Source organism: Pseudomonas sp. GG8 (assembly GCF_052976945.1).
Genome location: NZ_JBRIIP010000001.1, coordinates 1,464,517 through 1,480,312 on the forward strand (window position 1 = coordinate 1,464,517; position 15,796 = coordinate 1,480,312).

General features: G+C 56.1%; 14 protein-coding genes. All 14 read left to right on the forward strand.

From position 1 onward, the window contains the following. The first annotated feature begins 27 nt into the window (after positions 1–27). The 14 genes from ACVBEG_RS07180 to ACVBEG_RS07245 all read left to right on the forward strand — a co-directional run bounded on the left by ACVBEG_RS07180 (position 28) and on the right by ACVBEG_RS07245 (position 15,747). A complete protein-coding gene (locus ACVBEG_RS07180; protein WP_322180070.1) occupies positions 28–756 on the forward strand; it encodes a cephalosporin hydroxylase family protein in 729 nt (242 codons plus the stop codon). A gap of 55 nt (positions 757–811) precedes the next feature. Continuing rightward, complete coding sequence (locus tag ACVBEG_RS07185; RefSeq protein ID WP_330200541.1) at positions 812–3,742, forward strand: TIGR00180 family glycosyltransferase; 2,931 nt, start codon at positions 812–814, stop codon at positions 3,740–3,742. A gap of 29 nt (positions 3,743–3,771) precedes the next feature. Next, positions 3,772–4,773, forward strand: coding sequence for a UDP-N-acetylglucosamine 4,6-dehydratase (inverting) (gene pseB, locus ACVBEG_RS07190; RefSeq protein ID WP_322180066.1), 1,002 nt, complete (start codon positions 3,772–3,774; stop codon positions 4,771–4,773). Next, positions 4,770–5,939 carry a UDP-4-amino-4,6-dideoxy-N-acetyl-beta-L-altrosamine transaminase gene (gene pseC, locus ACVBEG_RS07195; RefSeq protein WP_322180063.1) on the forward strand — a complete coding sequence of 390 codons (1,170 nt, stop codon included), beginning with the start codon at positions 4,770–4,772 and terminating at the stop codon, positions 5,937–5,939. The genes pseB and pseC overlap by 4 nt, the downstream gene beginning before the upstream one ends. Positions 5,940–5,976: 37 nt before the next feature. Then, positions 5,977–6,597, forward strand: coding sequence for a pseudaminic acid biosynthesis-associated methylase (locus ACVBEG_RS07200; RefSeq protein ID WP_322180061.1), 621 nt, complete (start codon positions 5,977–5,979; stop codon positions 6,595–6,597). Continuing rightward, positions 6,594–7,304: a pseudaminic acid cytidylyltransferase gene (gene pseF, locus ACVBEG_RS07205; RefSeq protein WP_322180059.1), complete on the forward strand. Its 711-nt coding sequence runs from the start codon at positions 6,594–6,596 to the stop codon at positions 7,302–7,304. Before ACVBEG_RS07200 ends, pseF begins: the two co-directional genes overlap by 4 nt. Next, entirely contained in the window at positions 7,301–8,809 is a 1,509-nt protein-coding gene (gene pseG, locus ACVBEG_RS07210) for a UDP-2,4-diacetamido-2,4,6-trideoxy-beta-L-altropyranose hydrolase (protein WP_322180056.1), read from the forward strand. Before pseF ends, pseG begins: the two co-directional genes overlap by 4 nt. After that, positions 8,802–9,854 carry a pseudaminic acid synthase gene (gene pseI, locus ACVBEG_RS07215; RefSeq protein WP_322180054.1) on the forward strand — a complete coding sequence of 351 codons (1,053 nt, stop codon included), beginning with the start codon at positions 8,802–8,804 and terminating at the stop codon, positions 9,852–9,854. Before pseG ends, pseI begins: the two co-directional genes overlap by 8 nt. Before the next feature lie 228 nt (positions 9,855–10,082). Beyond that, positions 10,083–11,009 carry a ketoacyl-ACP synthase III gene (locus ACVBEG_RS07220; RefSeq protein WP_322180052.1) on the forward strand — a complete coding sequence of 309 codons (927 nt, stop codon included), beginning with the start codon at positions 10,083–10,085 and terminating at the stop codon, positions 11,007–11,009. Between the two features lie 81 nt (positions 11,010–11,090). Next, positions 11,091–12,383, forward strand: a complete 1,293-nt coding sequence (locus tag ACVBEG_RS07225; protein WP_323565703.1) for a motility associated factor glycosyltransferase family protein — start codon at positions 11,091–11,093, stop codon at positions 12,381–12,383. Further along, positions 12,380–12,640, forward strand: coding sequence for a hypothetical protein (locus ACVBEG_RS07230; RefSeq protein ID WP_322180048.1), 261 nt, complete (start codon positions 12,380–12,382; stop codon positions 12,638–12,640). Before ACVBEG_RS07225 ends, ACVBEG_RS07230 begins: the two co-directional genes overlap by 4 nt. A 388-nt stretch (positions 12,641–13,028) precedes the next feature. Next, complete coding sequence (locus tag ACVBEG_RS07235; RefSeq protein WP_322180046.1) at positions 13,029–14,186, forward strand: flagellin N-terminal helical domain-containing protein; 1,158 nt, start codon at positions 13,029–13,031, stop codon at positions 14,184–14,186. 288 nt (positions 14,187–14,474) lie between these two features. Beyond that, a complete protein-coding gene (locus ACVBEG_RS07240) occupies positions 14,475–15,323 on the forward strand; it encodes a flagellin domain-containing protein (RefSeq protein ID WP_322180044.1) in 849 nt (282 codons plus the stop codon). A 73-nt stretch (positions 15,324–15,396) separates the two neighbouring features. After that, positions 15,397–15,747, forward strand: a complete 351-nt coding sequence (locus ACVBEG_RS07245) for a flagellar protein FlaG (RefSeq protein ID WP_322180042.1) — start codon at positions 15,397–15,399, stop codon at positions 15,745–15,747. Positions 15,748–15,796: the final 49 nt, after the last annotated feature.

Below are 15,796 nucleotides of genomic sequence, written 5' to 3' on the forward strand. Positions count from 1 at the left end.
CCGCCCCTATTTTTCGGAGAGTTTCCTATGAATCCTCATGAGTTGTTTCGTGAAGAAGTAAAACAAAATATCGAAGGACTGGAGCAGGACAAAGAGCTTCAAGCCACTTCTCTGGGCTGGGTAGGTACGACGGCAAAACACAAGTACACCTACAACTTCAGCTGGATGGGGCGGCCGATCATTCAATTTCCCCAGGATATGATCGCCATGCAGGAAATCATTTGGTCGCAGCGGCCTGATGTAATTATTGAAACCGGAATCGCCCACGGCGGCTCCCTGGTGTTTTATGCATCGATGCTTGAATTGATCGGACACGGTGAAGTGGTGGGTGTCGATATCGATATCCGCCAGCACAACCGTGAGGCGATTGAAGCGCATCCGATGAGCCATCGGATTCATATGATCCAGGGGTCTAGTATCGATCCGACGATTGTCGATCAAGTGCGGGCGCGCATCGCCGGTAAGAAAGTCTTGGTAGTGCTCGACTCCAACCACACCCACGAACATGTTCTTGAGGAACTGCGTCTATACGCGCCGCTGGTTTCGGTCGGCAGCTATTGCGTGGTCATGGACACTGTGGTCGAAGATATGCCCGAAGACGCCTTTCCAGATCGTCCGTGGGGCAAAGGCGATAACCCGAAAACTGCAGTCTGGGCTTATTTGAAAGAAAATCGCGATTTCGAGATCGATTCCGCGATCCACAGCAAATTGCTGATCACCGTCGCGCCGGATGGTTATCTGCGACGGGTTGGTTAAGCCGCAACATCATCGTTGAGTATTTTTTTGCGATTCGCCGGGTGTGGGGAAAGTTATGCAAGGCAAGTATGGTTCTGAACACGCGTTACCTCTGAGTGAGCTGCTGACAGTGGTGCTGATTACCCACAACCGGCCGGCCTTTTTGCGCAGAGCTGTGCAGTTTTACAGCTCGCTGCCTTGCAAGATTCTGGTACTGGACTCGTCAATCCAGCCATCCGAGGGGATAGCAGGGCATTTAGCGTCGGTCGACTATCGGCATCTTCCACAGTTCGGCTACTGGGGGATTCAGACCAAACTGGCCTACGGCGTCGAGCAAGTGACCACGCCTTACATGGTGTTCGCTGCGGACGATGATTTCATCGTGCATGACGCGCTCTGCGATTCGGTAGCGTTTCTGGAGGCGAACCAGGACTATGGGATGTGTCACGGCTATTGCCTGATGTACCTGACCCTGGCCAATAGCGTGAGCTATTACCGACGTGACAAAAAGGTCTGTGAAGACTACTCGTCCGAACGCGCTCAGGACCGTGTGCTTGACTACATGGGCCAGTACATCCCGCCTTTCTATGCCGTTCACCGCACTGCACTGTTGCGCGACTGGTATGCCGTCATGCCGGAAGGCACTATCTTTCAGTGGCAGGAAGTCGGCCACGTGTACTACATGCTGGCACGCGCCAAGGCGCGGATTCTGCCGATTCCGTATGTTGTGCGTGAGATCAATTACATTCATTCCGACCATAACACTGAGGTGTATACCTCACTCTGTTATACCGACTCCAAATCAGTGGCCGAGCGCGAGGCGTTTGCTGAATTCCTGGCATCGCTGCCCACGGGCATCAAAGACCTCGACCATGAGCAGGCGAAGCAGTTTGCGCTCGAGAGTTTTGCGGCGATGACCGCCAGTTTGCGTACGGGCAATGCGTTGGCGGCCGAGCTGATTTTCGAGTCCACATGGACAGCCGCTCATGCGGAGCCGGTGCGACGTTTCGGGCCCAAGCAATATGTGGAAATGCCGTTCTACAACCAGGCGTTTTTCGATCAGTTGACCCGGTTCGAGTTTTTGCTCCACGCCATGCCGGCTGGCCGTGTACAGCTTCAGGCGCTTGAAGGCGTATGGACTCGGCAAGAAGATTTGCTGCGACCTCACAACAATGATATCGCCGAGAGCATTGTCGATCGTCTGTGGCAGGCGCAGGACTGCAATCCGTTCAATATGCGAGTGGTCAAGCAGCTGGCGCAACAGCTTGAAAATATTGGTGAGCAGGATGAGGCCCAACTGATGCTCGACTGGGCTCAGCGCCTGGATGCAGTATCGCCTTCTGACTACCGTCAAACATTCGACAATATGCTCTCGGGTCGCTTGCTCAAGTGGTTGGAAGCGCGACGTCCGAATGCCGAAGAACTGGAGTCGATTACAGGGCATCTGGCGGTCCATGAAGGAGGTCCGCAGTTCGGTATTTTGTTACTGGACCTCGATAATAACGTCGAAAAACTGCAAGTTACCCTCGACAGTCTGTTAGAGGGATACTGCAAAAAATTCAAGATTGTGGTGTTCACCACCGGTGAGCCGCAGTCTGCTACCACTGCGCAAAACGTCCTGCACTTTGTCAAGGTCACCGCAGGCAACTACATAGACAAGCTGAATCAAGTGGCTCGCCAATCGTCCTGCGACTGGATGCTTCTGGCTGAGGCAGGAGACCAGTTCACTGCCAGCGGTTTGTTGCGCGCCAGCCTGGAACTGCTGGCGGCCCCCGAATGCCGCGCGGTGGCTGCGGATGAAATTCACCGACAGCCCAACGGCGCACTGATCGATGTGTTCCGCCCAGGCTTCAACCTCGACTTGTTGCAAAGCCTGCCGACGCTGATGGCACGACACTGGCTGATCCGTCGCGATGTACTGGTGGAAGCGGGTGGTTACTCAGCGGACTTCAGTAAGGCACTTGAATTTGATTTGCTGCTGCGGATGATTGAGCAAGGCGGTATGGCCTGGCTGGCTCATCTGGATGAGCCGTTACTCATCTGCCAGGCGCCGGTTCTAGAGGAAAATCCCCATGAGCGCCTGGCGTTGATTCGGCATCTTGCGAACCGTGGTTATAAGGCGCAAATCAGTTCGGCGACGCCCGGTACCTGGCAGATTGATTATCGCCACACTGAGCGTCCGCTGGTGTCGATCATCGTGCCGAGTCAGGACAACCTCCCACTGCTGGAACGTTGTCTGGACAGCGTCCTGCAAAGAACACGCTACCTGCGCTATGAAGTGCTGATCGCCGACAACCACAGTCAATCCTCGGCGGTCTCGGCCTGGCTTGACGCCCAGGAGCAAAAAACCGGCAAGGTGCGGGTGTTGCGATCCAAGCAAAGCCTCAGTACGTCCGCGCTTTACAATGCAGCCTGTCAGCAGGCGCAGGGTGAATACCTGATCTTGCTGGCGGTCGACAGCGAGGTGGTCAACCCGAACTGGATCGAGACGTTGCTCAATCAGGCGCAGCGTCCGGAAGTCGGCGTGGTAGGGCCAAAGCTGGTTGATCGTGAGGGTAATGTGACTCAGGCCGGGCTTATTCTTGGCATGCATGACGCGGCCGGCTCGGCGTTTGTCGGCGAACCTGTGAAAGCCAATGGTTATTTGCATCGTCTGGTGCTTGAGCAAAACTACTCGGCGGTCTCCGCTGCGTGCCTGATGGTCCGTAAAGAACTGTATGAAACCGTTGGCGGTCTGGACGAAGAGCGCTTCTCCGAGGCCTTCAGTGATGTCGATCTGTGCTTGAAAATCGCCCAGGCCGGCTACCTGACGGTCTGGACGCCGCAGGTGCAAGTAATTCACCCAGGCACCCTGCCAACGTTGCCAGTCGCCCTTGAGGCTCTGCGCGACAAGTGGGCAGGACCGTTCCAGCACGATTTGGCGTACAACAAGAACCTCGCTTTGACCGGCAAGGGCTTTACCCTTGGCAGCCCGACCAGTGTGAACTGGGCGCAGTTGCTTGCTTAAGTCTGGTCGACAGGAAAAGGACTCACGGCATGTTTAACGGCAAATCAATTTTTATCTCGGGTGGCACCGGCTCGTTCGGTCGCAACTTTATCCGCCGTTTGCTTGAGCAGTATCAGCCCAAGCGTGTCGTGGTGTTCTCCCGCGACGAGCTCAAGCAATACGAGATGCAACAGACGTTCAACGCGCCGTGTATGCGTTATTTTCTGGGGGATGTGCGCGATGCCGAGCGGCTGCGTCTGGCCATGCGCGGGATCGATTATGTGGTGCATGCGGCAGCCTTGAAGCAGGTGCCGGCCGCCGAGTACAACCCGACCGAATGCATCCGCACCAACGTCAACGGCGCGGAAAATATTATTGCTGCGGCCATCGACAATGGGGTGAAAAAGGTTATCGCCTTGTCCACCGACAAGGCGGCCAGCCCGATCAACTTGTATGGCGCAACCAAGCTGCTGTCGGACAAGTTGTTCGTTGCGGCGAATAACATTGCCGGTGACCAGCCAACGCGTTTCGCTGTGGTGCGGTATGGCAATGTGGCGGGTTCTCGAGGTTCGGTAGTGCCGTTCTTCAGTAAATTGATTAGCGACGGTGCGCGGGAGTTGCCGATCACTGACGTGCGCATGACGCGGTTCTGGATCACCCTGGATCATGGTGTGCAGTTCGTGCTCGACAGCTTTGCGCGCATGCACGGCGGCGAGGTGTTTGTGCCGAAGATTCCGTCGATCCGGATTATCGATCTGGCCGTGGGCATGGCCGAGCATCTACCGCACAAAAATGTCGGGATTCGTCCCGGTGAAAAACTCCATGAGTTGATGGTGCCGCTCGACGATGCGCGAATGACCCTGGAGTTCTCCGATCACTACACCATCCAGCCCTCGATCCGGTTTACCAACGTCGACGTCGACTATGCCGTCAATGGCCTCGGTGAGTGTGGTGCTCAAGTAGACGAAACCTTTGAGTATCGTTCCGATACCAATCCAGAGTTTTTGAGCGTGGGTCAGATCGCGGATCTGCACGCTGAGCTGCATTCATGATTCCATACTCGATTCCATACGGGCGACAGAGCATCGACCAGGCGGATATCGACGCGGTGGTTGAGGTTCTCAAGTCCCCGTGGCTGACCCAGGGCCCAACCATCGAGCGCTTTGAATCGGCAATGGCTGAGCGCTGTCAGGCGGATTTCGCGGTTGCGGTGTGCAATGCCACGGCAGCGTTGCATATCGCCTGTCTGGCGGCAGGATTGGGCCCCGGTGATCGGCTGTGGACCACGCCTAATACTTTCGTTGCCTCCGCCAACTGCGGACGCTACTGCGGCGCCGATGTGGACTTCGTTGACATCGATCCGCATACCTGGAACCTCGACGCCGGCTTGCTGGCGCAAAAACTCGAAGCCGCCGAGCGCGTCGGAAAACTGCCGAAGGTGGTGGTGGCGGTGGCATTCTCTGGTCAGAGCTGCGACATGCAAGCCATTGCCGGGCTCGCCGAACGTTACGCATTCACCTTGATCGAAGACGCGGCGCACGCGGTAGGGGCGTCCTATGACGGACGCCCAGTGGGTTGTGGCGCGTATGCAACGATGACGGTCTTCAGTTTTCATCCAGTGAAAATTATTACCTCGGGTGAAGGCGGTATGGTCCTGACCAATCGGCCAGAGCTTGCCGAACGTTTGCGTCGGTTGCGCAGCCATGGCATTACCAGCGATCCGTCGCAGATGTCGGTACCCAGCCAAGGGCTTTGGTACTACCAGCAACTGGAGTTGGGCTTCAATTATCGAATGACCGACCTGCACGCTGCATTGGGCCTTTCGCAGTTGGCCAGGCTCGACGGTTTTATCGCGAGGCGGCGCCAATTGGCCGCGCGTTATGAGCGACTGTTGGCTGAACTTCCGTTGGTGTTACCCACTGCACAGGCAGGCGCCGAATCGGCTTGGCATCTGTATGTGGTGCGTGTGCGGTTTGATCAAGTAAAACTTAGCCAACGAGACCTTTTCGATGCTTTGAGAGCTGCAGGGATCGGTGTGAACCTGCACTATATTCCGGTGCATCTACAGCCTTACTACCGCGAGTCAGGATTCACAGATGGCGATTATCCAGAGGCCGAGCGTTATTTCGACGAGGCGGTCACCTTGCCGCTGTTCCCGGACCTGACAGACGAGCAACAAGACTATGTGATCGAGCAGTTGCGTAGCCTGCTTGGCTAAGTGCCTTCTTGCCGCGATCCGTTGATGAGAGTAGTGCATGCGTGAATTAAGTGAGCAAGAGCAGTTCTGGCGGGGCGAGTTCGGTGACCAATACGCGGGACGCAATCAGGGGCAGCCGCTGATCGCAGCCAACCTGGCGTTGTTTGCCAAAGCGCTGGCGCGAACCTCACGGCTAGAGAGTCTGTTGGAGTTGGGCACCAACACGGGCAATAACCTGCAAGCTTTGCATCAGCTATTGCCAACATGTGTGCTTCAGGGGGTCGAGATCAATGCTCAGGCTCAGGCCTATGCGCAAGCGCTGGGGGTTGCGGACGTCTGGCATGGTTCGTTGTTCGACTATCCACATGATCGGACTTTCCAGTTGACCCTGAGCAAAGGCGTACTGATTCACCTCGCGCCTGAACTGCTGCCTGCGGCTTACGCTCAGCTGTACCAACTGAGTCAACGCTATATCCTGATTTGCGAGTACTACAACCCGGTGCCGGTAGAGGTGTCCTATCGCGGTAACAGCGGCAAGTTGTTCAAGCGTGATTTTGCCGGGGAAATGCTCGATCGCTACAGTGATCTGCACCTGCTCGACTATGGGTTCAGCTATCACCGCGATCCGCAGTTCCCGACCGACGATATCAACTGGTTTCTATTGGAAAAGCGCCTGTGACAGCGGTAGCAATCATCCCGGCGCGGGGTGGCAGTAAACGGATCCCGCGCAAGAATCTCAAGCTGTTCAACGGCCAGCCGATGATTGTCTGGTCGATTCTGGCTGCGCTACGGAGCGGCCTGTTCGATCAGGTTGTGGTCAGTACCGACGATGAAGAAATCGCTGCGATCGCCAGGGCCCACGGTGCATGGGTACCCTTCATGCGCCCGGCGCAACTGGCCGATGACTTCACCGGTACGGCGGCGGTGATCATGCATGGGCTGGCGACACTGCAGGAGCAGGGGCACTGCTTCGATTACGCTTGTTGTATCTATGCCACAGCACCTTTGCTGCAAGGGCGCTACCTGCGCGAAGGCTTGACGGCCCTCGAGCAGAACCCGGGGAAATCCTTTGCCTTTTCCGTGTGCGGTTTTGGCTTTGCCGTGCAGCGTGCGCTGAGTCTGAATGAGCAGGGCGCCCTGCAACCGCTGTATCCGCAGTACCGGGAAACCCGATCCCAGGACCTGCCCGTGGCCTATCAGGACGCCGGACAGTTCTATTGGGGGCGCACCGAGGCATGGTTGCGGGGTGATGTATTGTTTTCGGATCAGAGTTTGCCGGTGATCTTGCCCCGGCATCTGGTCCAGGATATCGACAGCGAAGAGGACTGGACCCGCGCCGAGTACCTCTACGCAGCGTTGCTGGCGGGTGGAGAGCTGGAGTCGTGAGAGTGCTGATCCGGGCGGATGCCTCGCACGCTATAGGCAGCGGCCATATTGCGCGGTGCCTGACCTTGGCCAAGGTATTGCGCGACGGCGGACATGACGTGGCTTTTGCCTGTCGCTTATTGCCTGGGCATTTGCTCGAGCATCTCGCGACTCAGGGATGGCGCGCTTATGGGTTACCTGCGACGTACGCTGAGCAAGCCAATGCAGGGCAAGACATCGAAGCTGCGTTGCCTTGGCAGGCGGACATTGCGGCACTGCAGCAGTTGCTGACGGTAGAGGATGCGTTCGACTGGATCATCGTCGATCACTATGGCCTCGATCATCATTGGCAGACCGCCGCCCGACAATGGGCACCACGGATCGCAGCAATCGATGATCTGGCCAACCGCCGTCACGCTGTTGATCTGTTGCTCGACCAGAACTTCAGCGGCACGCCGAGCGCTTATGCACCGTGGGTGGGACCCGAGTGCCGAACGTTGTTCGGCCCACGTTTTGCCATGATTCGGGATGAGTTCAAGCGCGACCCGGTGCCGATTCAGGCCCTGGCGCGTCGGGTTCTGGTGAATTTCGGCGGCTTCGATGCCGCCGGGGAAACCTGGAAGGCGATGTTGGCGTTGAGTGAACTAGACGGGTTGGAAGTCGACTTTATCGCGGGCACCGGTAACCCCGAGTGGACGCGGATGCAGGCACTGGCCTCAGGGCGTTCCACCTGGCGATTGCAAACCCACACGGACCAGTTCGCTGAGCTGATGGCGCATGCCGATCTGTTTGTCGGCGCGGGCGGCGGCACCAGTTGGGAGCGTGCAGCCTTGGGACTGCCAACGATCTGTATCGCGGTGGCGGCCAATCAACAGGCCAACGCTGAACGTTTGGCTGAAGTCGGTGCGCACCTGTACCTGGGGCCGCGTGACCAGGTTTCTGTTGAGTCATTGCGTCAATCGATCAGTGTGTTGTTGGCCAATCAGGGGTTGCGTCGGAGTTTTGCCAAGCGCTCTCGCCTGCTGGTCGATGGCTGTGGCGCACGCCGTGTGGCAGCGGCCCTGGCCGGTGAGGTGCTGCAATTGCGCCCGGCGACGATAGACGACGCACGTCTGCTGTTCGATGGGCGCAACGCTGAAGAGGTCCGGCGCTGGTCGGTGGAATCGCACGCCATTGATTGGGCCGGTCATCTGACCTGGTTGGCTGCCACCCTCGTGAATGACCAACGCCTGCTGTTGGTTGCAGAAACGGTCGACGGCCCGGTGGGCGTGCTGCGCTATGACAGGCTGGATACAAGGGCTGAAGTATCGATTTACCTGTTCGAAGGGCGATTCGGTCTGGGCTGGGGCAGGGCGCTACTGGCCGGAGGGGAGCGATTCATCAAGCGTCACTGGCCGCAACTACGAGTGATCGATGCGCAGGTGCTGCCGGCCAATCAGGCGTCGATCAACCTGTTTCGCGATGCGGGCTACCAGCAGAGTGCCTGCCGTTTCGAGCGCGTTTTAAAGGATCATGCCAATGACTAGTTTCAAGATAGGCTCGCGTTCGATTGGTGCCGATACCGCGCCGTTCATCATCGCCGAAATGAGCGGCAACCATAACCAGTCGCTTGAGGTCGCGCTACAGATTGTCGAGGCGGCGGCCAAGGCCGGTGCTCACGCCTTGAAACTGCAAACCTACACCGCCGATACCATGACCCTGGACCTTGAGCACGGCGAGTTTTTTATCAAGGACCCCAATAGTCTGTGGGCGGGGTCGTCCCTCTACGCGTTGTACGAGAAAGCCCACACACCCTGGGAGTGGCACGCGCCGATTTTTGCCCGGGCCAAAGCGCTGGGGATGCTGGCATTTTCGACGCCATTCGATGACAGTTCGGTGGATTTTCTTGAAAGCCTGGATGTGCCGGCTTACAAAATCGCCAGTTTCGAAAATACCGATTTACCGTTGATTCGCCGGGTCGCGTCGACCGGCAAGCCGTTGATTATCTCGACCGGCATGGCGAGTATCGCCGAACTGGACGAGACGGTTCGCGCTGCTCGTGCTGCCGGGTGCAAGGACTTGGTGTTGCTCAAGTGCACCAGTACTTACCCGGCCTCGCCAGAAAACAGCCATGTGCGCACCATCCCGCATTTGCGCGATTTGTTTGGTTGCGAGGTGGGATTGTCCGATCATTCCATGGGCGTTGGCGTTTCCGTGGCAGCCGTAGCGCTCGGGGCGACAGTGATCGAAAAACATTTCACTCTGGATCGAGCCGCTGGCGGGGTAGATGCGAGCTTTTCCCTGGAACCGGCTGAAATGGCTAGCCTGGTCATTGAAACCGAACGTGCCTGGCAGGCCATGGGGCACGTGCATTATGGCGTCACAGAGGCCGAGCGCGCGTCACTGGTCTATCGTCGATCACTGTATGTGACTCAGGATATGGTCGCCGGTGAAGTCTTCAGTGCTGACAACCTGAGAGCAATCCGTCCGGGCTTTGGATTGGCCCCAAAACACCGCGATGCGCTCATCGGGCGACGTGCGGGACAGGCCTTGAAACGGGGTACACCCCTGGACTGGTCATTGGTCGAATAACAGCTTCTGTGGCTGATTCGGCAAAATAGCGTGACCTGCGAGTCATAACGCGCATCTTCACTGTATTGTATTAATAGGGAATGATGGCGCTTGGCTCTTTATTGGCCTGGCGATAGCCACTTATTCCCTTCGCTGTCGCTCCTTGTGGACGACAGGAAATCTCTGTTGGCCAGCGCTCTCGATTGCAGAGAACGGTGATATTCAGCTGTTTATTATTGGGAAGCCATAATGATTGGCATAAAAAGCATAGCGAGTTACGTGCCCGTAGCCGGCGTCGATAACTACGCACAAGGTGCTAAGTTCGCCAAGGATGAAGAGTTCATTCTGGGCAAGATCGGTTCTGCTTTCCTGCCGCGCAAAGACGCCGGGCAAGAAACGTCTGACCTGTGCGTCGAGGCCGTCAATGCCTTGTTCGCCAAGAATCCCGACCTCAAGCGCGAATCCATCGACGTGCTGATCGTCGTCACCCAGAACGGCGACGAAGAGGCCTTGCCCCACACCTCCGCCATCGTTCAGGACAAGCTCGGCCTGTCGACCCATGTGGCCGCGTTCGATATCTCCCTTGGGTGCTCGGGCTACGTCTACGGCCTGTATGCGCTCAAGGGCTTCATGGACGCCGCAGGGCTGAAGAACGGCCTGCTGGTGACCTGCGACCCGTACTCGAAAATTGTCGACCCCGAAGATCGCAATACCACGATGCTGTTTGGCGATGCTGCGACAGCCACGTGGATGGGCGAGGGGGCTGACTGGCAGCTGGGCAAGGCCAAATTTGGCACTGACGGTTCCGGCGCACCGCACCTGAAGGTCAGTAACGGCGTGTTTTTCATGAATGGCCGTCAGGTCTTCAACTTCGCGCTGCTCAAAGTGCCCGCGCACCTGCACGAGTTGCTGGATGAGTCTGGCTTGCATTCGGACGATATCGACGCCTTCTGTATTCACCAGGGCAGTGCTGCGATTGTCGATGCTGTAGCCCGGCGTTTTGAAGGTGATCCGGAGAAGTTTCTCAAGGACATGCTGGAAACCGGTAATACCGTTTCTTCGAGCATTCCTTTGTTGCTGGAAAAACACGTGCTCGACAGCGATTGGAATCGGGTTGCGTTGAGTGGCTTTGGTGTCGGCTTGTCCTGGGGCTCGGCGATCATTCATCGCTCGTGATTGCATAAGCTTCTAAAAATAGCGCTTCAGGTGAGTTAACCTTGAGCGCTATTTTTTTGCGCACGTTTTGAGTGAGGCAGCATGAGCGAGAGCTTTCAGCAAAATGCCGAGGTGCTACAGGCGCGCTGGCCGGAGGTGTTCTCCCGGTTGTTGGCCGAAGATAGCGAATCATTGCAGGTCGAACTGGTGGAAGGGTTGGGTTCAACCCTGAGGATTGCCGGCATTCAGTTGACCAGTCGCCATGACCGCACTGCTGAAGCCCGCCTGCAAGCAGCCAGTCTGCCACCTGAGAGTCCGATGCTGCATGTGTACGGTACGGGGCTGGGCGATTTGCAGCAGGTCTTGCTGGAAAATCCCGAGCTACGACGGTTGCAGGTGCACATTCTCAACGGTGGGTTGTTTGCTTTGGTCCTCAGCCTCCTTGACCAAACGCCCTGGCTCAGTGATCCACGGGTCGAACTGAGTTATGCCGCCGATTGCCGCGAGATCCAGTTACCGTTCTTTGCGCTGCCGTCCGAGTTGGAATTAGCGGATGAGTTTAATGCCAGGATTCGTGATCGACTGGTCAGCGAAGTGCACCTGAGCTTCAATAATCGCGAGTTCGATCCGCAATCCCCGCAGATTCTCCAGCGCTTGCAGGACAGCCTCGAGCTGTTGCGCAGTGACCGTGATATCGCTGAGCTGTTCGGCTCGCAGGCGGGGCAGGAAGTCTATGTGATTGGTACGGGGCCGAGCCTGGAGCAGCACTTCGAAAAGCTTCTGGCTATTCGTGAGCAGGTGCAGCGGCCTCTGTTTATCAGTGTCGATACGGCTTACCGGCCGTTAATTGAGCACGGCATCAAACCGGACTTGGTGGTGAGCATCGATAAGGGGATCACGGCTCGGCACTTGCCGCCGTCGGACTCCGACAGTATCCCCTTGGTGTATATGCCAATGAGTGATCCGGAGGTGCTCGTGGCCTGGAAGGGCCTGCGCTATGCCGGCTATTCCGCCAGCCCGATCTATGCCGCGCTGCGCCAGCAAATTGCCAAAGCGCAGTTGTACGTCGGCGGCAGCGTGCTTCATCCGGCGGTAGACTTGGCGGTGAAAATGGGCGCAGCGAGAATCACCTTGTTCGGCGCTGATTTTGCTTTCCCGATGAACAAGACCCACGCGGGCTGGAATGACGGTGATCTAGGGCCTGGCGTTAACCTCGCCAGGCACTGGGTGCTTGATGGTCATGGACAACGAGTCAAGACGCAGCTCAATTTTCGTCGCTATCTGGGCGAGCTGGAACGTTACATTGCCGGGCATCCAGAGGTGCGCTTTCTTAACAGTAGTCGGGCAGGTGCGATGATCGCCGGTACGGCCTTTAACCTGGAGTTTGTGCAATGAGCCCCCGTGCACAGTGTGTCATCGACTGTCGGCAGTGTGCCGGGCTGTTTCGTCTTGGGCGTAATGTCGAGGCGGCCTTGACTATGGTCGATGTGTTCGATCACGCGCAGAGTCTGTTAAGTCGGGGCTCGCCAGCAGCGCAACAACAATGGTTGCAGCTACTGCCGCCGATGCTGGCCTGCCAGGAAGGGCTGGACTGGTTGGGGTTGGCTGACTATCTAGAGTATGAGTTGGTGGCGTTACTCGAGCGCGAATAGTAGTTCGAGCGCGTTCAGGTTGCCCCGCCGACGCTTCTGCATGGATGTGTTCCTTTCTCGACTCCCCGTCACGACCCCGTTCTAGATACGTCACGAATTTTTCTCTTATCCCCGCTCGGAAAATGTGTGAGGAGGAGGCTTTTCGATTTTTTTTTCATCTTTTTTTGCAAAAAAATCCGTAAAAAATTAAACCTTTAAAAATCCACGCTTATAACCAAAATACCCTACAAATGTCGGGTATTTAATAGTTGTAATTCCCAAACAGTCTTAAAAAGCCAGTTAAAGCCACTTGTAATTTTTCCGATAAGCATTTTGTAGGTTTTCAGGGCGTGCCGGATGCAGCCCGTTTTTGGAAGCCAGCAATCTTTTTTTTGTGAGGAATTTCACGATGGCTTTAACCGTAAATACCAATGTCGCTTCGTTGTCGGTTCAGCGAAATCTGAACCGCTCTTCCGATGCCGTCAGCACATCAATGGCGCGTTTGTCTTCAGGCTTAAGGATTAACAGCGCCAAGGACGATGCCGCCGGCATGCAAATCGCGAGTCGCCTGACGACCCAGATTAAAGGGATGACGGTTGCGGCCAGAAATGCGGGCAATGCAATTTCCATTGCGCAAACTGCGGAGGGGGCATTGCAGGAATCGACCAACAACCTGCAGCGGATGCGAGAACTGGCGATTCAATCAAAAAACGGCGACAACAGTCAAAAGGAGCGGGATGCACTCAATTCCGAATTCAATCAGTCGGTTCAAGAACTGACCCGTCTTTCGAAGAGCACCACGTTTGGTGGTGGTTTGAAGCTGCTGGATGGCAGCGCCGGGACGATGACGTTTCATGTGGGCGCCAACGTAGGGAGAACCGAGGAGATCAGCCTGTCGCTCTCGGACGATTTCTCTGCCGAATCGTTGTTTGTAGCGGCTAAAAGCGCTGCGGCTGTACCGGGCGACGATAAGACAACCGGCTCCGTAGCGGTTGTGAAGGGCGAGTACACGGCGCTTGCGATTGATGGGAGCGGAAGTCGAAATCTATTGCCTGTCAATGTGACGGAAAAGATGACCGATGATGCTCTACAGAAAAATACAGCACTGGCTGCTGCTGAAGCTGCGCTGGGTGCGATTGATGCGGTTACTGATCCTGCTGCCTACACGGCTCAACAAGCCGTTGTGGCTACCGCAAAAACGGAAGCCGATGGTGCGACGACAGTTTTAAAGGACGCAACCGAACTGGATAAAAAGAGCAAACCGCTCAACGATCAAGCCATTGCCGACAACATCGAGGCAACTATTGTATCCATCGACAAGGCTCTGGAAACCATTGATGCCGCTCGTTCCAATCTGGGCGCCAAGCAAAACCGCTTCGCCAGCACCATTTCCAACCTCAACAACATGGTAAAGAACACCACGGCTGCGCGCGGCCAAATCGAAGACGTCGATTTCGCCTCGGAAACAGCCGAGCTGACCAAGCAGCAAACGCTGCAACAAGCGTCGACGGCCGTCTTGGCTCAAGCCAACCAGCTACCGGCCGCAGTTCTTAAACTTCTGCAATAAAGAATGCCTTCGGGCGCATGTCGAATCCTGGTATCCGGTCAAGGATGCCAGGCCTCAAAACGGTTGGAGATGTCGGGGTGGTGTGAGGTTGTAGGTCGTTGAATAGAGTGAGTGAGATGCTCTGCAGCCCCCGACAGCTGTAGGGATGTCAGAGTAGTGGCAATATTTTTTTAAAAAGCCCTCAAGCTCCTTGCTATCTCGACGATAACTATTACGAAGGTTCTCTAGGCCACACCCGGCGGTTGCCAGGGCCGGAAGCCGCAGTACCCAACCATTGAGGAACTCATCATGACTTTAGGCGTAAACACCAACGTTACATCCCTGGCTGTTCAGAAAAACTTGAACAACGCAGCGAGTTCTCTTTCTCAATCCATGACTCGCCTGTCTTCCGGCCTGAAAATCAACAGCGCTAAAGACGACGCTGCCGGCCTGCAGATTGCTACCCGTATGAGCAGCCAGATTCGTGGTCAGACCGTGGCAGTGAAAAACGCCAACGACGGTATCTCGATGGCTCAGACTGCTGAAGGCGCGCTGCAAGAATCTACCAACATTCTGCAACGTATGCGTGAACTGGCTGTTCAGGCACGTAACGGCACCAACGGTACCGCTGACCAGACCGCAACTAACTCAGAATTCGCTCAGATGTCTGACGAACTGACTCGTATCTCTGCCAGCACCAACTTGAACGGCAAGAACCTGCTCGACGGTTCTGCCGGTACCATGACCCTGCAAGTGGGTTCCAACACCGGTACTGCTAACCACATCGACCTGGTTCTGAGCAGCAAGTTCGACGCCGCCAGCCTTTCCGTAGCCAGCGCTACTGTTGCGCTGACCGGTACCAGCGCCACTGTTGGTACCAACATCGATAACGCAATCACTGCAATTGATGCTGCCATCGCTCAAATCGGCGCAACTCGCGCAAACCTGGGTGCTTCGCAGAACCGTCTGACCAGCACCATTTCCAACTTGCAGAACATCACTGAAAACGTCACGGCTGCACAAGGTCGCGTACAAGATACCGACTTCGCTGCTGAAACTGCTCAGTTGACCAAGAGCCAAACCCTGCAACAAGCTTCGACCGCTGTTTTGGCTCAGGCCAACCAGCTGCCTTCCGCTGTACTGAAACTGCTTCAGTAATTTTGGAATGAGTTTTGGCGGGAGGGTGCGCGTGTCGTGCTCTCCCGCTTTTTTACTTTAGGAGGTGATGGACATGGATATGAGCGTCAAGCTGAACTTGTCTTACCCGGCGGTGACACCGCTGAGCGGTGCTGCTAATAAGTCGGCTGGGACGCCTCTGGTCGATAGCGTGGCAGAAGTGACCGCGAGTAAAGACTCTGATTCGAAAAAGTTGAAAGCGGCAGTGCAGGAGATTGAAAAATTCGTTCAATCGGTCAAGCGCAATCTGGAGTTTTCGATTGACGAAACGTCCGGCAAGGTTGTGGTAAAAGTAATCGCCAGTGAAACGGGTGAGGTGGTCAGGCAGATTCCCTCGGAGGAGGCGCTGAAATTGGCAGATAACTTAAGTAATGCAAGCAGCGTGTTGTTCAACGCAAAAGCTTGATGCTGGCATGAATAGTGTCTGTATGTTCTTTTATTCGTTGTAGTGGTCA